This is a genomic window from Kitasatospora sp. NPDC029312 (assembly GCF_055569215.1).
This window is the reverse complement of sequence record NZ_JBVHXY010000015.1, coordinates 1-25,016: the sequence shown is the minus strand read 5'-3', so window position 1 is coordinate 25,016 and position 25,016 is coordinate 1. Positions and strand designations below refer to the sequence as shown.

Annotated in this window: 22 protein-coding genes; 10 read left to right on the top strand and 12 right to left on the bottom strand. The window is 74.6% G+C overall.

Annotated elements, in window-relative coordinates; all coding sequences use genetic code 11:
- Positions 1-27: 27 nt before the first annotated feature.
- The 4 genes from stsB to ACZ4WV_RS14845 are packed head-to-tail and all read left to right on the top strand — an operon-like array spanning position 28 to position 5,092.
- Positions 28-1,539 carry a StsB family radical SAM/SPASM domain sactipeptide maturase gene (gene stsB / locus ACZ4WV_RS14860; RefSeq protein ID WP_465746525.1) on the top strand — a complete coding sequence of 504 codons (1,512 nt, stop codon included), beginning with the start codon at positions 28-30 and terminating at the stop codon, positions 1,537-1,539.
- Positions 1,520-1,816, top strand: a complete 297-nt coding sequence (locus ACZ4WV_RS14855) for a PqqD family protein (protein WP_465746523.1) — start codon at positions 1,520-1,522, stop codon at positions 1,814-1,816. Before stsB ends, ACZ4WV_RS14855 begins: the two co-directional genes overlap by 20 nt.
- Positions 1,813-3,240, top strand: a complete 1,428-nt coding sequence (locus ACZ4WV_RS14850) for an NAD(P)/FAD-dependent oxidoreductase (RefSeq protein ID WP_465746521.1) — start codon at positions 1,813-1,815, stop codon at positions 3,238-3,240. The genes ACZ4WV_RS14855 and ACZ4WV_RS14850 overlap by 4 nt, the downstream gene beginning before the upstream one ends.
- Positions 3,230-5,092, top strand: a complete 1,863-nt coding sequence (locus tag ACZ4WV_RS14845) for a S9 family peptidase (protein WP_465746519.1) — start codon at positions 3,230-3,232, stop codon at positions 5,090-5,092. The genes ACZ4WV_RS14850 and ACZ4WV_RS14845 overlap by 11 nt, the downstream gene beginning before the upstream one ends.
- 66 nt (positions 5,093-5,158) lie before the next feature.
- On the opposite strand, the gene ACZ4WV_RS14840 is transcribed toward ACZ4WV_RS14845, so the two are convergent.
- From ACZ4WV_RS14840 to ACZ4WV_RS14800, 9 genes are all read right to left on the bottom strand, one after another.
- The gene (locus ACZ4WV_RS14840) at positions 5,159-6,211 is read right to left on the bottom strand and encodes a methyltransferase (RefSeq protein ID WP_465746517.1); all 1,053 of its coding nucleotides are present in this window, start codon (positions 6,209-6,211) and stop codon (positions 5,159-5,161) included.
- Positions 6,208-7,434, bottom strand: a complete 1,227-nt coding sequence (locus tag ACZ4WV_RS14835; RefSeq protein WP_465746515.1) for a cytochrome P450 family protein — start codon at positions 7,432-7,434, stop codon at positions 6,208-6,210. Before ACZ4WV_RS14835 ends, ACZ4WV_RS14840 begins: the two co-directional genes overlap by 4 nt.
- Complete coding sequence (locus ACZ4WV_RS14830; protein ID WP_465746513.1) at positions 7,431-8,738, bottom strand: AAA family ATPase; 1,308 nt, start codon at positions 8,736-8,738, stop codon at positions 7,431-7,433. Before ACZ4WV_RS14830 ends, ACZ4WV_RS14835 begins: the two co-directional genes overlap by 4 nt.
- Before the next feature lie 160 nt (positions 8,739-8,898).
- Positions 8,899-9,543 carry a GAF domain-containing protein gene (locus tag ACZ4WV_RS14825; protein WP_465746511.1) on the bottom strand — a complete coding sequence of 215 codons (645 nt, stop codon included), beginning with the start codon at positions 9,541-9,543 and terminating at the stop codon, positions 8,899-8,901.
- Positions 9,540-10,409, bottom strand: coding sequence for a S8 family serine peptidase (locus ACZ4WV_RS14820; RefSeq protein ID WP_465746509.1), 870 nt, complete (start codon positions 10,407-10,409; stop codon positions 9,540-9,542). Before ACZ4WV_RS14820 ends, ACZ4WV_RS14825 begins: the two co-directional genes overlap by 4 nt.
- Positions 10,400-13,339: an AAA family ATPase gene (locus ACZ4WV_RS14815; protein ID WP_465746507.1), complete on the bottom strand. Its 2,940-nt coding sequence runs from the start codon at positions 13,337-13,339 to the stop codon at positions 10,400-10,402. The genes ACZ4WV_RS14820 and ACZ4WV_RS14815 overlap by 10 nt, the downstream gene beginning before the upstream one ends.
- A gap of 76 nt (positions 13,340-13,415) precedes the next feature.
- Positions 13,416-13,607 (bottom strand): aroma-sacti cluster domain-containing protein, encoded by a 192-nt coding sequence (locus tag ACZ4WV_RS14810; RefSeq protein WP_465746505.1) that lies wholly within the window; start codon positions 13,605-13,607, stop codon positions 13,416-13,418.
- A 1-nt stretch (position 13,608) separates the two neighbouring features.
- Positions 13,609-13,866, bottom strand: a complete 258-nt coding sequence (locus ACZ4WV_RS14805; RefSeq protein WP_465746503.1) for a LuxR C-terminal-related transcriptional regulator — start codon at positions 13,864-13,866, stop codon at positions 13,609-13,611.
- Complete coding sequence (locus ACZ4WV_RS14800; protein ID WP_465746501.1) at positions 13,863-14,828, bottom strand: MvdC/MvdD family ATP grasp protein; 966 nt, start codon at positions 14,826-14,828, stop codon at positions 13,863-13,865. The genes ACZ4WV_RS14805 and ACZ4WV_RS14800 overlap by 4 nt, the downstream gene beginning before the upstream one ends.
- Positions 14,829-15,091: 263 nt before the next feature.
- Here ACZ4WV_RS14800 and ACZ4WV_RS14795 point away from each other — a divergent pair, with 263 nt between their 5' ends.
- The 4 genes from ACZ4WV_RS14795 to ACZ4WV_RS14780 are packed head-to-tail and all read left to right on the top strand — an operon-like array spanning position 15,092 to position 19,436.
- Positions 15,092-16,033, top strand: a complete 942-nt coding sequence (locus ACZ4WV_RS14795) for an ABC transporter ATP-binding protein (RefSeq protein WP_465746499.1) — start codon at positions 15,092-15,094, stop codon at positions 16,031-16,033.
- 3 nt (positions 16,034-16,036) lie between these two features.
- Positions 16,037-16,846 (top strand): ABC transporter permease, encoded by an 810-nt coding sequence (locus tag ACZ4WV_RS14790; RefSeq protein WP_465746497.1) that lies wholly within the window; start codon positions 16,037-16,039, stop codon positions 16,844-16,846.
- Between the two features lie 20 nt (positions 16,847-16,866).
- Positions 16,867-18,069, top strand: a complete 1,203-nt coding sequence (locus ACZ4WV_RS14785; protein ID WP_465746495.1) for a YcaO-like family protein — start codon at positions 16,867-16,869, stop codon at positions 18,067-18,069.
- Positions 18,069-19,436, top strand: a complete 1,368-nt coding sequence (locus ACZ4WV_RS14780; RefSeq protein WP_465746493.1) for a TfuA-like protein — start codon at positions 18,069-18,071, stop codon at positions 19,434-19,436. The genes ACZ4WV_RS14785 and ACZ4WV_RS14780 overlap by 1 nt, the downstream gene beginning before the upstream one ends.
- Positions 19,437-19,511: 75 nt before the next feature.
- Here the strand turns inward: ACZ4WV_RS14780 and ACZ4WV_RS14775 are convergent, their stop codons facing one another.
- Both ACZ4WV_RS14775 and ACZ4WV_RS14770 read right to left on the bottom strand, forming a co-directional pair.
- Complete coding sequence (locus tag ACZ4WV_RS14775; protein ID WP_465746491.1) at positions 19,512-20,015, bottom strand: metallophosphoesterase family protein; 504 nt, start codon at positions 20,013-20,015, stop codon at positions 19,512-19,514.
- Between the two features lie 25 nt (positions 20,016-20,040).
- Positions 20,041-22,821 carry an aconitate hydratase gene (locus tag ACZ4WV_RS14770; protein ID WP_465746489.1) on the bottom strand — a complete coding sequence of 927 codons (2,781 nt, stop codon included), beginning with the start codon at positions 22,819-22,821 and terminating at the stop codon, positions 20,041-20,043.
- Between the two features lie 152 nt (positions 22,822-22,973).
- On the opposite strand from ACZ4WV_RS14770, the gene ACZ4WV_RS14765 reads away from it, so the two are divergent.
- Positions 22,974-23,150, top strand: a complete 177-nt coding sequence (locus ACZ4WV_RS14765) for a hypothetical protein (RefSeq protein WP_465746487.1) — start codon at positions 22,974-22,976, stop codon at positions 23,148-23,150.
- A 29-nt stretch (positions 23,151-23,179) separates the two neighbouring features.
- On the opposite strand, the gene ACZ4WV_RS14760 is transcribed toward ACZ4WV_RS14765, so the two are convergent.
- Entirely contained in the window at positions 23,180-24,184 is a 1,005-nt protein-coding gene (locus ACZ4WV_RS14760; protein WP_465746485.1) for an SDR family oxidoreductase, read from the bottom strand.
- A 305-nt stretch (positions 24,185-24,489) separates the two neighbouring features.
- Here ACZ4WV_RS14760 and ACZ4WV_RS14755 point away from each other — a divergent pair.
- Positions 24,490-25,016, top strand: a 527-nt coding sequence (locus ACZ4WV_RS14755; RefSeq protein WP_465746483.1) for an enolase-like domain-containing protein, incomplete at its 3' end; no start/stop codon positions are given.

Sequence of the window (25,016 nt, the reverse complement as noted above, 5' to 3'; positions counted from 1 at the left end):
CGTGTGCAAGCCCGGATGGGAGGCAGGATGCGAGGACAGCTGGTCCGGAACCTGTCGTTGTTCGACGTACCGGCGGACCTGACGTACTTCGTGCATGACGGGGAACACCTCGTGGTCAACCCCGAGGCGGGCGCCCGGTGCGTCCTCGACCGACGCGAGTTCGACGTTCTCCAGGCCCTGGCCGGCCTCCGGGAGAGCGGCGAAGGGACCGGCGGGCCACGGGCACCGGAGCTCGAGCCGAACGACGGGACGGAACGCATCCTCGCCAAGCTCATCCTGAACTGGATCGTCTACTACAACGGCAACCGGCCCGCGGTGAAGGTCGCCGAAGCCCCGCTGAACTTCGTGTACTACGCCGTCACCGACGGCTGCAACCTCCGCTGCCCCTACTGCTACGCCTCGTCCGAGAAGTGCCTCCCGGGCGAGCTCGACACCGCCGAGTCGCTCGACCTGATCTCCCAGATCGCCGGCCTCGGCGCCCGGACCCTGGTGTTCACCGGCGGCGAGCCGATGCTGCGCAAGGACCTGTTCCGGCTCGTCGAGCACGCCAACCGCAGCGGCCTGAAGTCGAACATCATCACCAACGCGACGATGATCCGCACCGAGGCCACCGCCCGGCGGTTCGCCGAACTCTTCAACGCCGTCACCGTCAGCCTCGACGGAGGCACCGCCGAGACGCACGACCGCACCCGCGGCAAGGGCGCGTTCGCCCGGACCCACCGGGCGATCCGGCTGCTCAACGACGCCGGGGTGGCGCCGGCCGTCAACCACATCGTCACCTCGGACAACATCGACGAGCTGGAGGACTTCGCGTCCTTCCTCGACGGGATCGAGATCCACAGCATCCGCCTGATGAACCACAACGACCTCGGCCGGGGCGTCGGCGACGCGTACGACTTCGGCTGGCAGGACCACCTGCGGGTGCAGCAGATCGTCTGGACCTCGCCGGTCGCCGGCAAGCTCCTGCCGGACGGGCCGCGGCCGGTGACGCCGTGCTCGGTCAAGGGCAACTGCGGGATGGGCGGCAACGAGATCTACATCAACTCCCTCGGCGACGTCTACCCGTGCAAGCTGGTCACGGGCCAGGGCGAGCACGCGGGCAACGTCCGGCGCCAGCCGCTCGCGGAGGTGTTCGCCGGTCCGGTGCTGTCGGCGATGCGCCGCAGCACCGTCTTCGGCGGGGAGTTCCACGCGGACTGCGCGCAGTGCTACATCAAGGCGAACTGCGGCGGCGGCTGCCGGGCCTCCCACCTGGCGGAGTCCGGTGACGTCCGCCGCAACAGCCGCCACCTGTGCCGGATCCTGCGGCACGGCGTCACCTCCCAACTCTGGCAGGAGGCCGGGGTCAGCCGCGCGGAGCTGGCCGCCGGGAGCCTCGACATGACCGTCCCCCGGCTGGTCGCCACGGGCGAGGTGCACCCGGTGCACGACCAGTGGAAGACCTACGTGCCCACCCCGAAGTCCGCCATCAAGGTCGGTGAGCTCATCCCCATCACGCCGGTGAACAGGAGGTCGGGCGTTGTCCCTGCACATCAGTGACGCGGTGATCTGGCAGGAGAGCGCGGGCGGGATCTCGCTCTACCACACCGAGTCCGGCGACTTCCGGACCCTGAACGCGACCGCCGCCCAGATCTGGGCGCTGGTGGAGAGCACCGGTGACCGGGCGGAGGTCATCGAGCGGCTGTCGCTGCTGTTCGCCGGACACAACGCCGCGCTGGGGGAGCGCGTCCGCACCGAAGTGGACTCCTTCATCAGCTCGATGGTCGAGGCCGGTCTGCTCCAGGAGACCGGAGCCGCGCCGGCCGCGCGGTCGTGACCCGGGCGGTCGTCCTCGGCGGGGGCTTCGCGGGCATCCTGGTGGCCAAGGTGCTCTCCGGGCACGTCGACGAGGTCACGGTGGTCGAGGGCGGCCGGTACCCGGCGGGCCCGGGCGCCCGGACCGGGCTGCCCCAGGCCTTCCACAGCCACGTGCTGGTGACGGCGGGCGCCGAGGCCCTGGACACCGTGCTCCCGGGCACCCTGGACGCGCTCCTCGCCGCCGGCGCGCACCGGCGGGGCCTGCCGGGCGACGCGCTGATCCTCACCGCGGGCGGCTGGTTCCGCCGCCACGACACCGGCGCCTTCCTGGTCTCGTGCAGCCGCTGGCTCACCGACCACGTCATCCGGCAGCGGGCACTGGCCGACGGCGCGGTGTCGGTGCGCCAGGGCACCCGGGCACTGCGCCTGCTCGGGAACGCCGCACGGGTCACCGGAGTCGTCGTCGGGCGGGAGGACGGCGCCCGCGAGACGCTCCACGCCGACCTGGTGGTGGACACCACCGGCCGGCGCTCGCGGGCGGCGCACTGGCTGGCCGAACTCGGCGGTCCCCGCGTCCAGGAGGAGACCGTCGACCCCGGGCTCGCGTACTCCACCCGGGTCTACCGGGCGCCCGGGGCCCTCGCCGACGGCCTCCCGGCGGTCATGGTGCACCCGCGCCCGGCGGACGGCCGCCCCGGCTACGGCGCGACGCTGTTCCCGATCGAGGGCGGCCGGTGGATCGTCACCCTGACCGGCACGCGCGCCGCGGCGCCACCGGCCGACGCGGGCGGATTCACCGCCTGCGCCCGCACACTGGGCTCACCGATCATCGCGGAGCTGACGGCCGCCGCCGAACCCCTCGGCGGGGTGCGGCCGTTCCGCGCCACCGCGAACCGCAGACGGTACTACGAACGCGGGCCCCGCCCCGACGGCTTCCTCGTCCTCGGCGACGCCCTGGCGGCGATGAACCCGGTCTACTCGCACGGCATGTCGGTCGCCCTGCTGAGCGCGGTGCGCCTCGGCCGCGAACTGGCCCGGCGCGGCGCCGACCCGTCCGCCCTGCCCGAACTCCAGCTCGCCATGGCCGAGGTGGCCGAGCGGGCCTGGCGGATGGCCACCGACCGGGACCGGCCGTCGGACGGCCGCGCCCCCGCACCCCCGGCGAGGACCGGGATGTCCCGGGCCGTGCTCGGCAGCCCGGCGCTCATGACGGCGCTCTTCCGGGCCCAGACGCTCGTCCCCCCGCGCCGCGGCGCGGACCGGCCGCTCCTGCGCGGGCCGTCCGCCGACCCGACCCCGCCGCGGGACGCCAACCCGTCGTGCGACCCGCACCACCCCCGCGACACCGACGAGGCGGTCGCGCAGTACCCGGGGCTCGCCCAGTGGTGGCGCTCCGGGCGCCCACGCCAGCCAGCTACCCGGGGAGTGAGCCGTGACGGCTGAACCCGTACCGCCGATCCCGCACTCCCTCCTCTTCGGCAACCCGTCCCGCCTCCTGCCACGGGTCTCGCCGGACGGCACCAGACTGCTGTTCCTCGCCCCGCAGGACGGGGTGATGAACGTCTGGACGGCCCCGGTGGAGCGCCCCGACGAGGCGACGGTGCTGACCCGGGACCGCGGGCGGGGCATCCGCACCTACGGCCTCTGCCACGACGACCGCACGCTGCTGTACCTGCGGGACGAACACGGCGACGAGAGCTGGCGGGTGCACCTCCTGGACCTCGTCACCGGCGAGGAGCACTGCGCCACGCCCTTCGAGGGCGTCCAGGCACGCCTGCTGGCCCACAACCGGTGGCATCCGACCACGGTGCTGATCGGACTCAACAAGGACCGGCGCGACCTCCACGACGTCCACCGCCTGGACCTGGCGACGGGCCGGCTCGACCAGGTCGCGCGGAACCCCGGCTACCTGAGCTGGATCATCGACACCGACCTGCGGGTGCGCGGCGGCTCGGCGATGAAGCCCGACGGCGGCACGGCCATCCACCTGGACCCGCCCCGGGGCCCGGCGGACACCGAGCCCCGGCTCGACGCGCCGTGGCTGGACGTGCCCTACGAGGACGTCATGGGCACCAGGGTGATCGGCTTCGACCGGGACGGCGCCACCTGTCACCTGCTGTCCTCCATCGGGGCCAACAGCAGCCGCCTGCTCGCCGTCGACCTCGCGACCGGGCGGCGCACCGTGCTCGCCGAGGACCCGGTCCACGACGTCAAGCAGGTCGAGACGGATCCGCTGAGCCATACCCCGCAGGCCGTGCTGTTCGCCAAGGACCGCGATGAATGGGTGTTCCTCGACGAGGAGTTCGGCAAGGACCTCGGCCGGATCCGCGGCGAGCTCGCACTCCGGGCGATCGACGGCGAGGTCTACGTCGACCGCGGCGACCGCTCCGACCGGCGCTGGACGGTCTCGGTGGTGACCGGTGCCGGCCCGGTCCTCTACTACCTGTACGACCGGGCGGACGGCGGGCTGCGGTACCTCTTCAGCCACCAGCCGGAACTGGAGAGGTACCGGCTCGCCCGGATGGAACCCTTCGAGTTCACCGCGCGCGACGGCGTCGCCGTGCACGGCTACGTGACCTGGCCGCCCGGCGCGGACCGCCGGCGTCTGCCGGCCGTGGTGAACGTCCACGGCGGGCCGTGGGCCCGGCACACCTTCGCCTTCGACGAGGAGGCGCAGCTGCTGGCCAACCGCGGCTACGCCTGCGTCCAGATCAACTACCGGGGCTCGACGGGCTACGGCAAGCGGTTCCGCAACCTGGGCGCCAAGCAGTGGGGCGCCGCGATGCACACCGACCTGCTCGACGCCGTCGACCACCTGGTCGCGGACGGCACGGTCGACGCCTCCCGGGTCGCGATCATGGGCTGCTCGTACGGCGGCTACGCGGCGCTCGTCGGCGCGGCCTTCACCCCCTCCGTCTTCCGCTGCGCGATAGCGCTGTGCGCCCCGTCGAACCTGCTGACCCTGCTGGCGGCCGGAGCCCCGTACCGGACTCCGCTGCGGGCGTTCATGAACGCGAACGTGGGGGACCCGGAGACGGAGCGCGAGCTGCTGTGGGAGCGGTCGCCGCTGTCCCGGGTCGACGACATCCGCATCCCCGTCCTGGTGGCCCAGGGTGCCAACGACGTCCGGGTGCCCCGGGCGGAGGCCGAGCAGGTCGTCGCGGCGCTGGCCGCCAAGGGACTGCCGCACGAGTACCTGCTGTTCCCCGACGAGGGCCACGGGCTGGCGAGGCCCGGCAACCGCGAGACCTACTACCGGGCGGTGGAGCGCTTCCTCGCCCAGCACCTGGGGTGACGCACCCGCCCGCCGACCTGCTGCCCGCAGGCATGCCCGCCCGCCGAACCTCAGAGAGCCGAGCCGTCACACCGGAGCCGCGACCAGGATCCGCACCGCCGAGGCCGCCAACCGCCGGGTGACGTCGACGAGTCGGAAGCCGCCCTCGGCGAGCAGCGCCCCGAACTCGCCCCGGTCGCGCTCCCGGCCACCGGTGTAGACCAGCATCGCGATGTCGCTCATGACGACCCCGGCGGCCTCCGGGTCGTCCAGCCGGTCCGGCAGGACGGGCTCCACCACCAGCAGCCGTCCGTCCGGGGCGATCGCCGCACGGCAGTTGCGCAGCAGTGCGGCGCACCGCTCGTCGTCCCAGTCGTGCAGGACGCCCTTCAGCAGCAGCACGTCGCCCGGCGGCACGGCCGTGAAGAAGTCGCCCGTCTCGACCGACCAGCGGTCCGGGGCGAGCCCGGCCCGCCGGAACGTCCCGGCGGCGGCCGCCGCGCCCCGGGCACTGTCGAACAGGACGCCCCGCGCGCCGGGCGCGGCCCGGAGCACGGCCGCCAGCAGGGTGCCGTTCCCACCGCCGATGTCGACGACGGTGCGGGCGCCGGTGAAGTCGTAGGCGCGGGGGAGGTCCCGGGCGGTCCAGCCGGTGCCCTCGCCCATGGCGGCGTTGAAGAGGTCGGACAGCCCGGGATCGTCGGCCAGGTGGTTGAAGAGCGGACGGCCGTGGGCCCGGTCGAAGGCCGCGCCGCCGGTGCGCACCCCGTCGGTCAGCGCACCCCACGCGCGCCACGTCACCGGATCGCCGAGCAGCAGCACGCTGGCGCGGATCGAGCGCGGATGGCCGGCGCAGAGCTGCCGGCCCGGCCCGGTCAGGGCGACCCGGCCCGGCGCGCCCTCGCCGAGCACCCCCGGCACCTTCGGCACCTCCAACACTCCGAGCACCGTCAGAGCGCGGAGCAGCCGGGTGAGTCCGTCCGGATCGCAGTCGAGCGACCGGGCCAGCTCGGCCGGCTCCATCGGGCCGCCCGCGAGGGCCTCCGGCACCCCGAGCCGGACGGCGGCGTAGAGGATCTGCGAGGTGGCGTGGCCGAACGCCATCAGGGGGAGGTTCCCGGGCACCTTCGGATCGTTCACGTGGTCATTCCCTTCCCAGTGGTTCCCAGCGAGACCGGTAGGCGGCGCACCCCGTGCAGGAACAGGTCCGGCGTCCACTCCAGGTCGGCCGGATCGACGGCCAGCGCCAGTCGGGGGAAGCGGTGCACCAGGGCCCCGACGGCGGCGCGGGCCTGGAGCCGGGCCAGCGCCGCGCCGAGGCAGTAGTGGATGCCGTGGCCGAATCCGAGGTGCCGGTTGGGGCTTCGGGCGATGTCGAAGGCGTCCGGATCGGCGAAGACGGCCGGGTCCCGGTTGGCCGCCAGCAGCACGGGCACCACGGTGTCGCCACGTGGGATGACCACTCCGCCGATCTCCACGTCGGCGAGCGCGTACACCGGGCGGGTGTGTCCCACCGGGCCGTTGAAGCGGATCACCTCCTCGACCGCGGGCTCCAGCAGCTCGGGCCGCTCGCGCAGCCGGGCCAGCTCCTCCGGGTGCCGCAGCAGTTCGAGCACCGCGTTGCCGATGAGGTTGACGGTCGTCTCGTCACCGGCGAGCAGCAGTTGGAAGACGCCGGAGACCAGCTCGGCCCGGCTGAGCGCGCGCTCGTCCTCGGCCCGGACGAGCCGGGAGAGCAGGTCCGGGCCGGGGCGGGCCCGCCGCTCCGCGATCCGCTCCTCGACGTGGGCGACGAACTCCAGACCCGCGCGGCGCACCCGGACCGGGTCCCCGGTCCGGAGCATCTCGTCGCTCCACCGGCGCAGCGAGGCCAGGTCGTCGGTCGGGAAGCCGACCAGCTCGGCGACGACCACGACCGGCAGCGGCAGGGCCAGGTCCGCGATCACGTCGATCACGCCTGCGGTGCCCCGGGCCGCGTCCACCAGTGCGTCGACGGCCCGTTCGACGCGCCGGTGGACCGCGGCCACCGTGCGGGCGCCGAAGGCGGGAGCGATCAGGCGGCGCAGCCGGGTGTGGTCAGGGGGGTCCAGGTTGAAGACGTTGCGCCGCACCATCGCCAGCGGGTCGAACTCCCAGCGGCGCCGCTCGGCGGCCAACCCCGCGGGGAGCCGGTCGAGTTGCCGGCCGAGGTCGGGGTCGAGCAGGGCGCGCTGGACGTCGGCGTACCGGGTCAGGTACCAGGACGCGCGGCCGCTCACCCGGTTCACCCGGCGGTGGACCGGGTCGAGTTGGCGCATCCGGTGCAGCAGCGGGTACGGGTCGGCGCGGTGCTCGGGGGCGGTCGGATCGAGGGTGGCCGTCATGGTGATCCGGGGAGGTCGGGGCGGGTCCGCAGCAGCGCCCGCAGCAGGTTCGGCAGGTGCAGGCGCGTGCCGGGCTCCTCGTGACAGGCGCGGACCAGCCCGTGGCCCACCAGCCGGCAGACGTCGTCGACCACGTCGTTGCGCGGCCGGTCCAGGGCGGCGGCGACCTCGGCGACGGTCGGCGCCCCCTCGGGCCGTGCCAGCTCCCCGAGGATCGCGCGACGGGCGGCGTCCAGCCGGTCGACCTCGGTGCCCAGCAGGCCGCCGAGCGTCCCGGGCGCGCCGGCGGACCGCGCCGGCACCGGTAGGTCGAGCAGGCCCGGTGCGGGCTCCTCGGCCAGTTGGCGCAGGCCCAGCACCCCGAACCGCTCGGCCGCGGCCTCCAGGGCGAGCGGCAGGCCGTCCAGTCGACGGCACACCCGGGCCGCCGCCCACGCGTCGGCCCGGCCGAGCGCGAAACCCGGCCGGACCTCCGACAGCCGGTCCAGCAGCAGCCGCACCGACGGCACGTCGGCGAGCCCCTCCGGTGATCCGGAGGCGTCCCACTCCGCCCCCGGCACGGCCAGCGGCGGGAGCACCGTCGCCTGGACGCCCGCGACCCGCCAGGGCACCCGGGAGGTGCTGACCACGCGGACCCCCGGGCAGTACGCGAGCAGTTCCTCCACTCCGGCCGGGGGCCCGGCGTCGGCGATCCCGTCGAGCACCAGCAGTGCCTCGTGGTGGCCGATCAGCCGGCGGACCGCGGAGACGTCCTCGGCCTCCGACTCGATCAGCAGGCGCAGCGACTTCGTCAGCGGGCCGAACGCCGTACCGCTCCCGCCGTCGGGGCGCGGGCCGGTGCCGATCCACAGCACCGGCCAGCCACGGCCCGCGCTGAGCCGGGCGGCCAGCTCCGCGGCCACCCGCGACTTCCCCACCCCGGGGAGGCCGGAGACGGAGACCAGCCGGCGGTGGCCCGACTCCAGGGCCTGGGCCATCGCCCGGACCTCGGTATCGCGGCCCAGCAGGGGAGTGACGGGTCGTGGCGGGGCGAAACCCGGGTCGGCCGCCTCCGGACCTGCCCGGCGGTCGCCCGTGCCCGTGCTGATGAACACCTCGCGGGTCAGGCCGTGCAGCCGCAGAGCGTCCGCGAGCAGGCGGAGGGTCTGCATCCGGGCCTGCGCCCGGCCGGATTCCAGGTCCCGGATGGTCCGGGGGCTGATCGTGGACAGGTCGGCGAGCGTCCGCTGGGTGAGTCCGGCTCGGACCCGCTGGTGGCGGAGCAGTCGGGGGAACGGCGCGTCGGTCTCGGCACTGTGCACCATGGCGCAGGACGGTAGGGCAGGCCCGTTCCGTGCGCGTCTCCGGCGCGTCGCCGACCCGTCTGTGCTGCGTCTGCGCACTGTCCAGGATCTGACGGTGCTCCGGCTGTGTGGTCCGACTGTGTGCTCCGGCTGCGCGGTGTCCCCGCCCGCCGTCACGCCCTCACGCCGACTCGGCGGCCGGCTGGGCGCGTTGGTCCAGCAGCTCCAGCGAGATGCTGAGCAGCGCGGCGGCCAACGGGTCGGAGGCGTCCGTGACGGCGTGCTCCGACAGCCGTGCCACCAGCTCGCCCAGCCGAGGCGCGGCGCCGGCCGTCCGCTCGCCGCGCCGGAGCAGGGCGAGGCTCAACGCGGCCTGGGTGGCGAGCAGCCCCAGCAGCTCGATGTCGTCGAGCTCCCGGCTGGGGTCGTTCGCCGGCCGGACGTGGCGGTCCAGCACCTCGATCACGCCGATGCACTCCCCGTCCGCGATGAGCGGAGCGGCCAGGATGCTGGTGGGCACGTAGCCGGTCGAGGCGGCGGCGTCGTGGGCGAACCGGTCGCTATCGGCCACGTTGTCCGTGATCAGCGGCTGGCCGCTGGCCGCCACCCAGCCGGCTATACCGGTGCCGGGTTCGAACCGCTTGCCGACCAGGCCCTGTTCGCCCTCGCCCGCGACCGCCGCGAAGACCAGCTCGCCGGTGTCGGGGCTCACCATGAACACCGAGGAGGCGGCGGCCCCGTACACGTACCGGGCCACCGACACCACGGACTGCAGCAGTTGACGCTCGGTCGCCCCGCCGAGGGGACGGGCTGGCAAGGGGTTCATTCTCCGCCTCCTGGGGCCGGTAGGTTCGCGGCGCAGTGGTACAGCACGGTCTTGAGCTGGAACGGCGTGAGCCAGGGGTGCTTGCTCAGCACGAGGGCCGCGATCGCGGCGATGTGCGGTGCCGCGAAGCTGTTCCCGGTGCTGCGGACGGTGCCGCCGCCCGGTCGCGCCACCGGGACGCGCACCCCGCGGGCGCGGAACTCCACCGGCGGCGCGGGGTTGTAGTAGAAGCGCATGCTGTCCGGCTCGGCGTGGCTGGCCACCGAGATCACCGACGCGAAGTTCCACGGGAAGCTCTCGATCGGCAGGTTGTGCGCCGCCGCCACCACCGTGGTGCGGCGGAAGTAGGCGCGGTCGCACAGCTCGCTGAGCCGGCCGCGGAACTCCAGCCGCGCCGTCGACACGCTCATGCTGACCACGTCGAACCCCTCCTCGATCGCGAAGGCGAGCCCGGCGACCAGCGCGGCGGCGCTGCCGGACCGCCCGTCCCCGAGGACCTTCAGCGAACTGAGCGAGACCTGCGGCGCGATCGCGCGGATGATGCCCGCGCACGCGGTGCCGTGCCCGGCGCCGTCGTACGGCTCGCACGCCTCCACCCGTGGCGCCCGCCCCTCGGCCGTCACCACCTGCCACGCCCGCTCCACCGGGCCGACCAGCGGATGGCTCCCGTCCACGCCGCTGTCCAGCACGCAGACCCGGACGCCCGCGCCGCTCGCGCCCGCCCACGCCCACCGGGAGTCGACCCCGTCGAACAGGCTCGCCGGCAGGGGCTCGCCGAGGTCGCCGTCGGCGGGCATGCTCCAGGCGGGCATGCCGGAGAAGTGCCGCGGCCGCTCACGCCGCCAGGGCGCGCCGTTCAGATCCATGCGCGCACCGCTTCCCGAGGTCTCGTCGCACCGACCGCCGCGTAGTCGTCGACGGCCGCCCGGGCCATCGCCCGGGCCCCGGGCTCGTCGCCGAGCAGCCGGGCGGCCCGGGCCAGGTCGAAGCGGGCCTCGCCGCGCAGGCAGGGGTCGTCGACGCCGTCGAGCAGGGCGGTGGCCTCGGTGAGCAGCGGATCGGCGCGACGCCCCTGCCCGGCGGCGGTCAGCGCCGCCGCCGACAGGCACAGGAGCCGGCCGCGGACGTCCATCTCCCCTCGCCGGGCGAGGAGTTCGGCGATCCGGCCGGCCGCCTCGTCCGTCCGGCCCCGGCGGGCGCACTCCCGGGCCTCCTGCACCCGCAGCCCGAGCGGGACGGACGTGTAGCCGGCCCGTTCGAGGGCGTCGGCCGCCCGGCCGAAGTGCCGCTCGGCCCGGGCGTGGTCGCCCCGCAGCGAGCAGGCCATCCCGGCCACCTGGTCGACCAGGACGCCGCCCACGGTCAGCCGGAGCTGCTCCACGACGGACCGGGCCTCGGCCAGGGCGGCGCGGGCGCCGTCGTCGTCGCCGGTCAAGGCCAGGCAGCGGGCCCGCGCGGCCAGCGCGGGCAGCAGCAGGAACCGGTCGGCGGCGAACCGGTCCAGGAGTTCGGCGCAGCCCGCCAGCTTCCGGTCCACCGGGGTCGGCGACCACTGCCGGACCTCGCACAGGGCCACCAGCAGCCGGTCCTCCTCGTACCCGTCACCGCCCGCCCGGGCGTGCTCCAGCGCGGCGCACGCCGCCGCCTCGGCGGCCCCGAAGCGGCCGTGCGCCAGGTGGAGCAGCATCCGCAGCTGCTCGAACCGGCACCAGGCGAAGCGGTCGGTCCCGTCGCCGTCGAGTTCGGCCCGCAGCTCCTCGACGCCCGCCTCGCAGACCGTGCCGAGGCGGGCCGCCAGCACGGCCCGCTGCACCAGGCACAGCCGCCTGCCGGGGCCGTCGGCGGCGTGCCGCAGGCCGTCCGCGACCACCTCCACGGCGCGCCGGGTGTCCCCGGAGAGCATGAGGGCGTCGCTGAGGCGGACGGCCGCCACCTGCCGCCAGCGGCCCGGCCCCCGTGCCGCCGGGACCAGTGCCCGCTCCAGCAGTTCGACCGCGGTCGGCAGGTCCCGCTGGCGCAGAGCGGCCGTCCCTTCGGCCAGCAGCGCCTCGGCCGCCCGCCCGGCCAGCCGCGGCAGCTCCGCGTCGTCCGGGCGGAGGCCGCCGAGCAGGTGCGCGGCGGCCTCGAAGTGGAAGCCGGGGCTGAAGCCCCGCTCGGCCAGGCGCCGGTGCCACGCGATGCGCTGCTGCTTCTCCAGCCGCCCGTACGCCACCTCGTGGACCGGCTGCTGGACGAAGCGGTAGCCGCCGCCGTCGTCGGTGGTGGCGCTCAGCAGCTGCCGGCGGGTGAGCGTGTCGGCGGTCGACGGCGGCAAGGTCTCGCCCAGCAGGGCGAGTTGCTCCACCGTGAAGGTGGGGCCGATCACCGCGGCCGCGCCGAGCAGCCGCCGCTCGGGCGGCGGGAGCCGGTCGATCATCGCGCCCACCGCGGCGGTGATCGTCGGCGGCAGCTCGTCCACCGCCCGGCCGGTGCCCAGCCACTCCACCATCAGCCGGATGAACCTCGGATTGCCCGCCCCGTACAGGGCGACCCGGTCGGCCAGGCCGAGGTCGTGCGGCTGCACCTCGGCCGGTCCGGGGCCCGTGGCCAGCGAGGCCGCCAGCTGGGCGCTGTCGGCCGGGTCCAGCGCGCCGAGGTCGATCAGCTCGTCGTACCGGAACCCGGGCCCGTCCGGTCCGCCGATCTCCGGTCTCGCCACGCAGAGTGTCAGCAGCGGGAACTCCCGCAGGCCCCGGGAGAGTTCGGCGATGAGCCGGAGCAGCGAGGGCCCCGCCCACTCCAGGTCGTCCCACACCACGACGAGCGGGCGGACGGCCGCGGCGGCGGCGAGTAGTTCCCGAGCGGCCCAGCACACCTCCTCCACCCCCGGGCCGGGCCCGGCGGCGGTGGGGCGGCAGGACGCGCCCTCGCGCAGAGCGGCGAGCACCGCGCCGACGCGGGGGTCCGTCCGCAGCAGCTCCGCGCAGCCGGGTACCTGCCGCTCCAAGCCGTCCAGCACGTCGACGAGCGCGGCGTAGGCGCCCTTCGCCCCGTAGGACGGGCAGCTCCCGAACACGGCGATGGCCCCGGCCCCGGCGAGTTCGTCGACGGTCTCCCTGACCAGCCGCGTCTTGCCGATGCCCGCCGGCCCCAGCACCGCCACCAGCGCCGCTGCCCGGTCCGCGACCACCCGGCGGTAGGCCCGGCGCAGCCGACGGCGTTCGTCCCGGCGATCCACCATGCGCGGCTCGTCGCCGGCCCGGCGGGCGGCGGCCTCGCCGATCACGCGCAGCGCGGCCACCGGCTCGGCCTTGCCCTTCAGCGTCAGCGGCGGCACCGCGGCCATCGCGTAGTCCGGGCCCGCCAGCTGGGCCACGGTCTCGTTCACGACGATCTCGCCGGCGGCGGCCGACGACTGCAGGCGGGCGGCGAGGTTGACCACGTCGCCGACGATCCGCAGACCGGCCCGCTCGGATCGCGTCACCAGGGCCTCGCCGGCGGCGATGCCGCAGTGGACCTCCACCGGAACGGCTTCGGCGGTGGGTGCGCGCAGCCGGCCGACCCCGGTGCGGATCAGCACCGCCGTGCGCAGCGCCCGCAGGGCGTCGTCCTCCCGCGAGGTGTCCGCCCCGAAGACGGCCATGACGGCGTCGCCGATGAACTTCTCCACCGTTCCGCCGTGCTCCTCCACGGTGGTCGAGCAGATCTCGTAGTACTGCTCCAGCAGTTGCTGCAGCGGCTCGGGATCGACGCGCTCGGCGAGCCGTGTCCACCCGACGAGGTCGAGGAACAGCACCACCACCAGTCTGCGACTCATGTGCGGTCCTCCCCCCGGGGGCTCGGTCGTGGTGCGCGTCGGCGGCGCGGCCCGGCGACGCGGTTCCTGACGCCGGTCAGAGCAGCTTCAGGTCGTGGGCCCACACCTCGGCGTCCGTCTCGGCCTCCGCCCGGGCGAGCCGGCGCTGCACCGAGGCGACGACGGCCGTCTCCTCTTCGCTCAGACCGGCCAGCACCTCGCGCTGGGCCTCGCTCAACTGGTCGACCGGCAGCCCCGCCTCGCGCAGACTCTCCAGCGGATCGAACATGTCATCCGTTCCCTTCGCGACGGCCGCACGGCGGCGGCCAGATGCCGATCGGCAGCAGCCGGTGGACGTAGCAGTAGGCCACCAGCTCCGCCCGGTTGCGGCAGTTGAACCGCCCGAGCAGGACGCTGATCTCCTCGCCGACGGTGTGCCGGCTCAGCCGCAGTTCGCGGGCCACGCGGTCGGTGGTGTGCCCCCGCGCGAGCAGGGCCACCAGCACCATGTCCCGGGCGGAGACCTCGTCACCCCGGGTCGCTGTCATCGGCGCGGCCTCCTCACGACGTCCTCCGTAGTCGTCCGTACGAACAGCTCGCGGACCATCACGGCGGCCATGAACGAGACGCCGTGCCAACGCGCCCGGCGCTCGAACCAGAGCCAGTCGCCGTCCGGATTGGCCTCCAGGAACACCGGCTCCCCGGTGTCCGGGACGAGCAGGTCGAACGCCCCGTAGTGCAGGCCCCACGCGGCGCACAGGGTGCGCACCGCGTCGGCGGCGCGCGGCGGGCACTCCACCCGCCGCACCGTGACGCGGTCCGGCTCCGTCACCGGGCTCGACGGATCCGGCTTGTCGACCTCGAAGGCGCAGATCCCGCCGCCGAGGTGGTACACCCGCAACTCCCGGGCACCGGCCAGGTACTCCTGGACGACGACCGGGTGGTCGGCGGCCGCCGCCCCGACCGGCGGACGGCCCACGGCAGCGGCGTCCGCGCCGATGACCGACGGCAGCCACCTCGACCAGTTCCGCCGGTCCGGCTCGAACAACCGGAAGTCCTGGGACTTGACGATCACGTGCGGCGTGCCGAGCCCGCGCGTGCCCGTCGGGACGTCGTTGGTGACGACCGTACGGAGCGTCCGCACGCCCAGCCGCGTGGCCTGCGCCAGCTGCGCCGGCCCGACCAGCGTGCTGCCGGGCAGCGCGGCGGACGCCGTCGACGCCACCTGCCGGAGGAACCGCGACCAGGCCGCGGCCTGGAGCGGTGTCACCGAGCCCGTCGGCCGCGCCTGCGCCAGCAGCGCGCAGGCCGACGCGTGGCGGACCCAGACGACGGCCGGCCGCACCCGGTGACCGGCGACGTCCAGCAGCCCGGTGTCCACGTCGAGCGCCATCGGCGTCGAGCGCAGATCGGCCTGCCGGAGCAGTATCGTGGGCGTTTCCAGCGGCCCCGTCAATATCTCGCGCACGGTCTCCAGTTCGCGGCCGCCGGCGCAATCCAGCAGTATCACGGCGGCTTTTCCGTCACGGCTCCCCGGCTGTCCCGAACGGCTCACGCCGTGAATGCTAGCCACCCGCTCCGGGCACCGGGCGGCAGTTCGGAGGCAGCTCGACGGCAGCTTCCGCACGGGCCGGTCGGGCGGGTCACTGGCGGCGTAAGGTCCACCGGGAACACCTCGACCGGCGATTCCGAAAGAGCCCGAAAGAGTCCGAAAGAACCCCGAAGAACCCCTGAGAGACCGATCGTGATGTGCGGAATGCGGAGGGAGGGATCGTGGCGAATGCCGTGGTGCACGCCGAAGAACTGACCAAGCGCTACCGGGGGAAAACGACACCGGCCGTCGACGGGATTTCGTTCGACATCGCCGAGGGCGAGACCATCGGGCTGCTGGGCCCCAACGGCGCCGGCAAGACGACCCTGATGAAGATGGTCTGCGGCGTCACCCCTCCCACCACCGGGAGGATCCGGGTGTTCGGCGCGGACCCGAGCCGGGACCCGGTCGCCGCCAAGAGCGGCATCGGCGCGATGCACCAGTCCGCCCCGTACGACGAGATGCTGTCGGCGCTGGACAACCTGCAGATCGCCGCCCGCTTCCGGGGCCTGACCTGGCGCGCCGCCCGGCCCTGGGCGCTGGAGGTCGCCGAGTACCTCGGCCTGAAGGACGCGCTGCCGCAGCTCGTCTTCCAGCTGTCCGGCGGACAGCGCCAACGCCTCCAGCTGGTACGGGCGTTGCTGACCATCCCGGCCCTGCTGATCCTCGACGAGCCCTCCGCGGGGCTGGACGTGGCGGGCCGGCACCAGATCGAGCGCTTCGTGCGGTGGCTGCGCGAGGAGAACGGCATGACGGTGATCTGGACCAGCCACATCATCGAGGAGCTGGAGCGCAACGCCCAGCGGGTCCTGGTCGTCAACCGGGGCAAGGTCGTCCGCTTCGCCCGACCGAGCGAGCTGGTCCGGGAGTTCGGCGCCGCGCACGTGCTGGTGACGGCGGACGACCCGGTCGGGGCGAAGGTCGTCAAGGAGTGGGCCGACACGGCCGGACTGACCACCGTCGTCGAGGACACCGAAGTCCGCATCGAGAACGCGCAGGTCCGGGACGTGCTGCCGCCACTGTCCCGGCACTGTCAGGACGCCGGAGTGGCGATCTCGGGGATCTCCACCGTCACCGACTCGCTGGAACAGGCGTTCCTGCGCATGACCGGGAGCGAGGACTGACCCGTGAGCGTGCCCGCATTCCAGAACACCGCACCGGTCGCCACCAGGCGCACGGCCGACTTCGCCGCCGTCTTCTACCGCGAGTACGCCCTCCTCGCCCGCAACCGGGTGAACCTCATCCTCGGCCTGACGCCCATGCTCGTCTACCTGCTGCTGGTGAACACCTCGCTCGGCAACGTCGTCGGGGACATCAGCTACCGCGGCGACCGGCTGCCGTTCTCGGTCTTCCTGCTGCCCATGGTGCTGGCCATGTCGGTGGTCAGCGCGTCCGGCACCACCGGCATGGCGATGTTCCAGGAGGAGATGAGCGGGGTCTCGACCCAGTTGTGGAGCTGGCCGCTGCGCCGCTCGCGCTTCCTGGCCGGCAAACTGCTCGCCGGCGTCTCGCTGGTGCTGGCGCAGAGCCTGCTGGCCCTGGCCGTCGCCGCCGTCCTCTTCGACTACCCCTTCGGCGTCGGGCAGTGGACCTGGCTGCTGGTGGCGCTGATGCTGTCGTCGGTGGCCTTCAACGGGCTGTACCTCGCGGCCGCGATCCTGATCAGCGACTACCGCACCTTCATGGTGCTCACCAGCGTGTCCGTCCCCGTCCTCGTCTTCTCCGCGCCGTCGCTGTCCACCACCCAGCAGCTGCCCGAGGTGCTCCGCTGGATCTCGACGGTCAACCCGGTGACGTACGCGGTCGACGGGATGCGCGACGCCGCGATCTTCGGCTTCGGGAAGGCCTGGCCCGCCCTGGTGGTGCTGGCCGCCGTCGCCCTCGTCGCCAACGCCGTCGCCGGGCGGGCACTGCTGCGCCGTACCCGGAACCTCTGACCCCAGGGAGGCCCTTCCCCGTGCAGACCCACGACGCGGCCGACGACACGGCGCGCACCGACGACCCGACCCTGTCCTGGGCGGCCTCGCGGCAGGACCGCGCCGTGCTCAGGCTGCCGGGCACGAACCGGGCCCGGCCCCCGGAGGCCACCTGGGCGATGGTCCGCCGGGCGGCCGCCGCGGTGGGCGTCACCCGGATCGCCGACATCACCCGGCTCGACACCATCGGCATCCCCACCTTCCAGGCCGTCCGACCGCTGTCCCGGACCCTCGCCGTGTCCCAGGGCAAGGGCATCACGGCCGAGTTGGCGCGACTGTCGGCGGTGATGGAGTCCGTCGAGACCTGGCACGTCGAGCAGCCCGTGGCAAGCGTGCTGACGGCTGCCCCGCGCGACCTCGGACGGGACCTGGGCTACGACGTGTCCGCGCTCGCCCCCTCCGACCCGAGCGTGCTGCACGACGGCCTGCCGCTGGAGTGGACGGAGGCCAGGTCGCTGGTCGACGGCGCGCGGACGCTCGTCCCGGTGGACGCCGTGCGGCTGACGCTGGTGGAGCACACCGGCTGGAACCCGCCGGCCTTCTTCGAGTCCACCAACGGCCTCGCCGGCGGCAACACCGTGGTGGAGGCCGCGCTCCACGCGCTCTGCGAGGTGATCGAGCGGGACGCGATGACGGCGGCGGTGAAGGCGGGCGGCGAACTGGGCGTGCGGGTCGACCCGAGGACCTCCGGGTCGGCCGTGGCCGGGGAGCTCTGCGAGCTGATCGAGCGGGCCGGCGTCACCCTGGAGGTCCGCCTGGTGCCGTCGCCCACCGGCCTGCCGTGCTTCCTGGCCTGGGTCGCCTGCCACGACTACCCCGCCGCGATGTTCGGCTTCGGCTGCCACGTCGAGCCGTCGATCGCGCTGACCCGCGCCGTCACCGAGGCGGCGCAGGCCAGGCTCGCGTACATCTCGGGCGCTCGGGACGACCTCCAGGACGACTTCGACCAGGTGGACGTCGGCCGGCTGAGCCGCGACCGCGGGCCGGCCGCGGACCTCGGCGACCTGCTCGACGAGCCGGTGCGGCGCGCCGGCCTGGTCGACGACCTCGGCTACGTCGTCCGGCGCGCGGCCGAGGCCTTCGCCAACCCGCCGCTCCTGGTCGACCTGACCCGGGAGGACATCGGCGTCCCCGTCGTCAAGGTCGTGGCACCCGGGAGCCGCGTCTGTCCGGAGGTGTTGTAGTGAGCGCATCCAGGATCGTGGTCTACACCGGACCGACGCTGTCCGCGGCCGAGGTCCACGCCGTCCTCCCGGACGCCGAGGTGCGGCCGCCCGCCGGACGGGGGGACCTGCTGGCCGACCGGTGGAGCCCCGGGGACGTCGCCGTGATCATCGACGGCTACTTCCGGGAACGGCGGTCCGTCGGGCACAAGGAGATCCTCCAGGTCATCACCGAGGGCGCGCACGTCCTCGGCGCCGCGAGCATGGGCGCGCTGCGAGCCGCCGAACTCGCCCCGTGCGGCATGCGCGGCGTCGGCGCCGTCTACGAGATGTACGCCTCGGGCGAGATCGACGGGGACGACGAGGTGGGCGTGCTGCACGGGCCCGCCCAGGTCGGGTATCCGGCGCAGACCGTGGCGCTGGTGAACCTGCGGCACGGCTGCCGGGAGGGCGCGGAGACGGACCTCGTCCCGGAGGAGTCCGGGCGGCGGATCGTGGCGGCGGCCAAGGCCCTGCCGTTCACCCACCGCGGCTGGAAGGACCTGGAACGGGCCGTCGGCGAGGAGGACCACGAGGCGCTGTGCACCCTGGAGGAGATGATCGCCGCAGGGGCCTGGGACCTGAAGCGGCAGGACGCGGTCGTGGCCCTGCGCGTGGTCCGCGACGGCGCCGCGGCACCCGGCCGGGTCGGGCCGGTCGGCCCGGTCGGCCCGGTCGGCCAGGTCGGCCAGGTCGGGCCGGAAGTGCCCGTCACCGGGATCAGCCGCACCCAGGCCCTCGCCCGGCGGACCCGGCGCGAGCACGCCCCCGGCCGCTGGATGTCCGACCTCGACGTCCTGGACGCCGCCCGGCTGTTCGACGACGACTACCCGGCGCTGCACGAGGCCGTCCTGCGCGGCCTGCTGGACGACCACGCCGCCGCCGAGGGCGTCACCGCCGACGCCTACGCCCGGGCCCGGCTTGGCCTCGACGACGACTCGCCGCTGCCGGAGGCGCTCACCCGCTGGTTCACCGCCCCGGAGCTGTCCGGGCTCACCGCTGTGGACCGCCGGCTGCTCCTCATGGTGCGGGTGTGGCCGACGTGGCAGTCCGCCGACTGGCGGCCCGCCGTGCTGGCCCGGCTGCGCGAGCACGAGCGCTGGAACGAGTGGTGCGGTCTGGTCGCCCGCGCGGACGCGGCCGCGGAGGAGGCCCGGCACCGGCTCGTGGTTCCGCCGCCGGCCGTGTGCGCCACGCTCTTCCTGCGCCACTGGCGCCGGCCCGACACCTCCCCGACGGTCGAAACGGCTCGCCGGGGGTTCAGCGGACCGGAGGAACTCGGCCGTGCCGTCCGGCGGTTCTTCGCCTTCGACGTGCTTCGCGCCCGGGAGCGGGCCGCCGTGCGGTGAGCGCATGGCCGGCGTGGCCGGCCGGGTGCGATCGGGGTCGGGCGTGGACCGGGCGGGCCGGGCGCCGGAGCCGCCTCAGGACCGGCGCGGCAGCCGGTGGAGGTGGAGGTCGGTGAGGCGGCCGCCCTCCGCACGGGCGGTCAGGTAGGTGGCGAAGGGCTGGCGCCGCCGGTCGGTGGGGGAGCCCGGGTTGAGCAGCCGCAGGCCGCCCGGGGCACGGCTGTCCCACGGGATGTGGCTGTGGCCGAACACCAGGACGTCCGTGTCGGGGAAGCGCTCCGCGCACCGCTGTTCGCGGCCCCGCGCCGGGCCGGTCTCGTGCACGACGGCGAAGCGCAGGCCGCCCAGCTCGGCGCGGGCCACCTCGGGCAGCCGCTCCCGCAGCGCCGGCCCGTCGTTGTTGCCGTACACGGCGACCAGCCGCCGGGCCCGGTCCTCGAACAGGTCGAGCGTGGCGGTGTCGACCCAGTCACCGGCGTGGAACACCGCATCGGCCTCGTCGAGGGCCCGCAGCAGCGGTTCGGGCAGGGCGCGCGCCCGGGTGGGGACGTGGGTGTCCGTGGTCAGCAGCAGTCGCACGCCGCGCTCCGGTTCTCGTACGCGATCAGGTGGGCAGCAGGGACCGCAGGGCGTGCGGCAGGATGCCGCCGTGCCGGTAGTACTCGGCCTCGGTGGGGGTGTCGAGCCGGATGCGGGCGGTGAAGCGCGTGCTGCCGGCCGGCCCGGTGGCCTCGACCTCGGCCGTGCCGCCCGGCTCGGTGAGCCCGTGGACGGCGTAGGTCTCCTCGCCGGTGAGCCCCAGCGACCGCGCGTTCTGGCCGGGCTGGAACTGCAGCGGCAGGACGCCCATGCCGACGAGGTTGGAGCGGTGGATGCGCTCGAAGGACTCCGCCAGCACGGCCTTGACGCCGAGCAGCGCGGTGCCCTTGGCCGCCCAGTCCCGGGAGGATCCGGAGCCGTACTCCTTGCCCGCGATCACCAGCAGGGGCACGCCCTCCTCGGCGTACCGCACGGCCGCGCCGTGGATGGTGGTCTGCTCGCCGTCGGGCAGGTGGCGGGTGAAGCCGCCCTCGGTGCCGGGCGCGAGCAGGTTGCGCAGGCGGACGTTGGCGAAGGTGCCGCGGATCATCACCTCGTGGTTGCCGCGCCGGGAGCCGTAGGAGTTGAACTCCCGGGGTGCGACCCCGTGGGCCTGGAGGTACTCGCCGGCGGGGGAGTCGGGCCGGATCGCGCCGGCGGGGGAGATGTGGTCGGTGGTGACCGAGTCGCCCAGCAGTGCGAGCACCCGCGCGCCGGTCAGATCGCCTGGAGCAACCGGCCGTTGGGGAAGGCCCTGGAAGTACGGGGGGCACCGCACGTAGGTCGAGTCGGCGTCCCAGGTGAACAGGTCGCTGCTGGGCGCGGGCAGGGCGCGCCAGCGCTCGTCACCGGTGAAGAGGTCGGCGTAGCCGGCCGTGAACATCTCCGGCCGCAGGCTGGCGGTGACCACCTGCTGGATCTCCTCCGGCGTCGGCCAGATGTCGCTCAGGTGGACGGGCCGGCCGTCGTCGCCGATGCCGAGCGGGTCGCGGGTGAGGTCGACGGCCATCGATCCGGCGAGGGCGTAGGCGACCACGAGCGGCGGCGAGGCCAGGTAGTTGAGCTTGATCTCCGGGTGGATGCGGCCCTCGAAGTTCCGGTTGCCGGAGAGCACGGACACCACGGTGAGGTCGTCGGCGGCCACGGCCCGCGACACCTCCTCGATCAGCGGCCCGGAGTTGCCGATGCAGGTCGTGCAGCCGTAGCCGACCAGGTCGAAGCCGAGCGCCTCCAGGGGCGGCAGCAGTCCGGCGTGTGCGAGGTAGTCCATCACGATCCGGGAGCCGGGCGCGAGGCTGGTCTTGACCCACGGCTTGGAGCACAGGCCGCGCTCGGCGGCCTTCCGGGCCAGCAGCCCGGCGGCGACCATGACCTGCGGATTGGAGGTGTTGGTGCAGGAGGTGATCGCCGCGATGACTACCGCGCCGTGGCCGATCCGGTCGACGGTGCCGTCCTGCCCCGGGGCGCAGAGCGGGCCGGGCGGCGGGGGCGGCGCCCCGTCGGCCCGGGGCGCCCGGGGCTCGGCCGGTCGGTCGCCGGGGTGGTCGCCGGTCACCGACAGCGGGTCCGAGGCGGGGAAGGACTCCTCGTCTCCCTCGTCCACTCCGGCCGGCGCACCGGCGCCCACCGCCCCGCCGGTGCCGAGGGCGGCGAACAGGGCGGCGGGCGCGTCGGTCAGGGCGATGCGGTCCTGCGGCCGCTTCGGCCCGGCGATGGAGGGCACGACGGCGGACAGGTCGATGTCAAGGGTCTCGCTGTAGTCGGCGGTGTGCCCGGGGTCGTGCCACAGCCCCTGCTCCTTGGCGTAGGCCTCCACCAGGGCCACGTGCCGCTCGTCGCGGCCGGTGAGCCGAAGGTAGGCGAGCGTCTCGGCGTCGATCGGGAAGATGGCGCAGGTGGCGCCGTACTCGGGGCTCATGTTGCCGATGGTGGCCCGGTTGGCCACCGGCACCTCGGCGACGCCCGGCCCGTGGAACTCGACGAAGGAACCCACCACGCCGTGGGCCCGGAGCCGTTCGGCGATCGTCAGCACCAGGTCGGTGGCGGTGCTGCCGGCGGGGAGCGCCCCGGTGAGCCGCACGCCCACGACCTTGGGCAGCAGCATGCTGACCGGGCGGCCGAGCATCGCGGCCTCCGCCTCGATCCCGCCGACGCCCCACCCCAGCACGCCGAGCCCGTTGACCATCGGCGTGTGGGAGTCGGTGCCGACCAGGGTGTCGGGGAAGGCCAGCCCGTCCTCGTCGAACACCACCCGGGCCAGGTGCTCCAGGTTGACCTGGTGACAGATGCCCGTCCCCGGCGGGACGACGCGCAGGTTCCGCAGGGCGCCCTGCCCCCACCGCAGGAACTCGTAGCGCTCCCGGTTGCGTTCGTACTCGAGCTCCACGTTGCGGTCGAACGCCTCGCGGGAGCCGAAGCGGTCGGCGATCACGGAGTGGTCGATCACCAGCTCCACGGGCCGCCGGGTGTCGATCAGCGACGGATCACCGCCGCGTTCGGTCATCGCCTCCCTCATCGCGACCAGATCCACCAGGCACGGCACTCCCGTGAAGTCCTGCATCAGCACCCGGGCGGGCGTGAACTGGATCTCGGTCGCCGGCTCGGCGCGCGGGTCCCAGTCGGCGACCGCGCTGATCTGGTCACCGGTGACGCCGTGCCCGCCCTCGTTGCGCAGCAGGTTCTCCAGCAGCACCTTCAGGCTGTACGGGAGCCGGTCGGCGCCGGGCACGGCGTCGAGCCGGTAGAGCGTGTGGGACGAGCCCAGGACCTCGAAGGTCCCACGGGCGGCGAAGCTGTCCGACGGCATGGTTGTGACTCCTCCCGGGGACGCGGCGGCCCGCACGGGCCGGGGACCGCACGCGGCGGCTACCCGGGGGCGGCGGGGCCAACCGGGACGACCGGAGCCGGGTGAACGGGCCCGCCCCGGGTAGGCGCGGGCACCGACCGAAGGAGGCCACCATGTCCGATCAGCTGCCGCCCGACCGCGGCCCCGAGGAGGAATCAGCGCCCCGGATGCCGGACAGCGCCCGGGAGGGGCAGGAGCAGGACCCCGAGGCGCCGCCGGAGACGGGCTGGCACGACGCCGACGGCACCCCGTACGAGGGCGACGACGCCCCTGAAGCCGAGGGCGGGTGAATCCAGCCCGGGGCTTCACCCACCCACCGTCAGCGGCGCCTGCGGGCGAACAGCGCCGCGCCCGCCGCCAGCGCCCCGCCGGCCACGGCGGTGACGGCCGCGGCGTGCTGGGAGGCCCAGAGTTGGAGGCTGCGCGCGTGCGACCGCTCGTCGAACTCGCCGTGCGCCCCGTGATCGGCGCCCACCGCACCGTCGACCGGGTGCCAGAGGTTGTTCGGCCGGTCCGGCCCGACGCTGTCACCGGTCTGCTGGGAGTCGTAGCCGGTCCGGGCGAGGTAGCGGTCGAGCAGCGGCGCGGCCGCCTTCTGGGCCAGGATGGTGGCGGCCGTGCTCCCGCCGACCCAGTACTGTTTGCGCCCCGGGTGGTCCGCCGCGAAGGCCACCGCCCGGGCGCACACCTCGGGCTGGTAGATGGGCGGCACCGGCTGGGGGTGGCGCGGCAGCCGGGAGAGCACCCAGGAGAACTGCGGGGTGTTGGCGGCCGGCATCTGGACGACGGTGATCCGGACCTTGCTGCCGGTGTGCAGCAGCTCGCAGCGCAGGGACTCGGTGAACCCGTTGACGGCGTGCTTGGCGCCGCAGTACGCGGACTGCAGGGGAATCGCGCGGGCGCCCAGCGCCGAGCCGACCTGGACGATCGTGCCCCGGTCGCGCGGCTTCATCCGCTCCAGCGCGGCCATCGTGCCGTACACGAAGCCCAGGTACGTCACCTCGGTGACCCGCCGGAACTCCTCCGGCCGGATCTCGTCGAACGGCGCGAACACGGAGGTGAAGGCGACGTTGATCCACACGTCGATGGCGCCGAACCGCTCCTCCACCCGGCTCGCCGCCGAGGACACCGCCCGGTGGTCGGCGACGTCCGTCGGCAGGACCAGCGCGGTGCCCCCGGCCCGCTCGACCTCCTCGGCCGCCGCCTCCAGGCCTGCGCTGCCCCGGGCGAGCAGCGCCACGTTCGCGCCCCGGCGCCCGTACAGCCGGGCCGTGGCGCGCCCGATGCCGGCGCTCGCCCCGGTGATCACCACGGTCTGGGTCATGTCGCTCCCCGTTCCTCGCTTCGCGCTCCGAGTCGTCCGTCGTCGTCCCTCACTCCGGTGGTCCGCCACTGCGGTCGCCGGGGCAGCGCCCGGCCACCGGACGCCCTGACGGGTTTCCCCAACCGCGCTGCCGAAACGGCCGACCGCCGGCGGCGCCGTTTCGTCGTGGGCGCCCCGGGCAAGCGCGAACGGGATCGAGCGGTCCCGGAGGACGGACGGGAGGAAGAGGGAGTGGCTGCGCTGGAATCCCCTGGACTGGAACTGGAACCCTCTGGACCGACGGCCGCCGACGCGGGAGCACCGAGATGACCGCGGCGACCCCGGCGCCCCCGGTGACCGCTCCCGTCCGGGTGGACCGCCTCGCCGTCCATGCCTTCACCGTCCCCACCGACGGACCGGACGGCACCGAGCAGGACGGCACGCTGGAATGGGCCTCGACCACCATGGTCCTGGTCGAGGCCCACGCCGGAGCCCGCACCGGCATCGGTTACACCTACGGCGACGTCTCCACCGCCGCCTTCATCGAGTCCCAACTCGCGCCCGTCGTCGTCGGCGCCGACGCGCTCGCCCCGCCCGCCGTCTGGCGCCGGATGCGGCGCGCCGTCCGCAACGCCGGGCAACCGGGCGTCGGCGCCCTGGCCGTCTCCGCCGTCGACCTCGCGCTGTGGGACCTGAAGGCGCGGCTGCTGGACCTCCCGGTCGTGGACCTGCTGCCGTCCTTCCACGACCGGGTGCCCGTCTACGGCAGCGGCGGCTTCACCAACTACCCCCTGGCCCGCCTGGCGGACCAGCTGTCCGGTTGGGCCGCCCAGGGCATCCCGCGCGTCAAACT

Excerpts from the sequence above, each read along its gene's own strand:
- stsB (WP_465746525.1), top strand. The coding sequence starts at position 28 with ATGCGAGGACAGCTGGTCCGGAACCTGTCGTTGTTCGACGTACCGGCG.
- ACZ4WV_RS14835 (WP_465746515.1), bottom strand. The coding sequence starts at position 7,434 with ATGACGGCCACCCTCGATCCGACCGCCCCCGAGCACCGCGCCGACCCG.
- ACZ4WV_RS14830 (WP_465746513.1), bottom strand. The coding sequence starts at position 8,738 with ATGGTGCACAGTGCCGAGACCGACGCGCCGTTCCCCCGACTGCTCCGC.
- ACZ4WV_RS14825 (WP_465746511.1), bottom strand. The coding sequence starts at position 9,543 with ATGAACCCCTTGCCAGCCCGTCCCCTCGGCGGGGCGACCGAGCGTCAA.
- ACZ4WV_RS14820 (WP_465746509.1), bottom strand. The coding sequence starts at position 10,409 with ATGGATCTGAACGGCGCGCCCTGGCGGCGTGAGCGGCCGCGGCACTTC.
- ACZ4WV_RS14815 (WP_465746507.1), bottom strand. The coding sequence starts at position 13,339 with ATGAGTCGCAGACTGGTGGTGGTGCTGTTCCTCGACCTCGTCGGGTGG.
- ACZ4WV_RS14810 (WP_465746505.1), bottom strand. The coding sequence starts at position 13,607 with ATGTTCGATCCGCTGGAGAGTCTGCGCGAGGCGGGGCTGCCGGTCGAC.
- ACZ4WV_RS14805 (WP_465746503.1), bottom strand. The coding sequence starts at position 13,866 with ATGACAGCGACCCGGGGTGACGAGGTCTCCGCCCGGGACATGGTGCTG.
- ACZ4WV_RS14770 (WP_465746489.1), bottom strand. The coding sequence starts at position 22,821 with ATGCCGTCGGACAGCTTCGCCGCCCGTGGGACCTTCGAGGTCCTGGGC.
- ACZ4WV_RS14765 (WP_465746487.1), top strand. The coding sequence starts at position 22,974 with ATGTCCGATCAGCTGCCGCCCGACCGCGGCCCCGAGGAGGAATCAGCG.
- ACZ4WV_RS14760 (WP_465746485.1), bottom strand. The coding sequence starts at position 24,184 with ATGACCCAGACCGTGGTGATCACCGGGGCGAGCGCCGGCATCGGGCGC.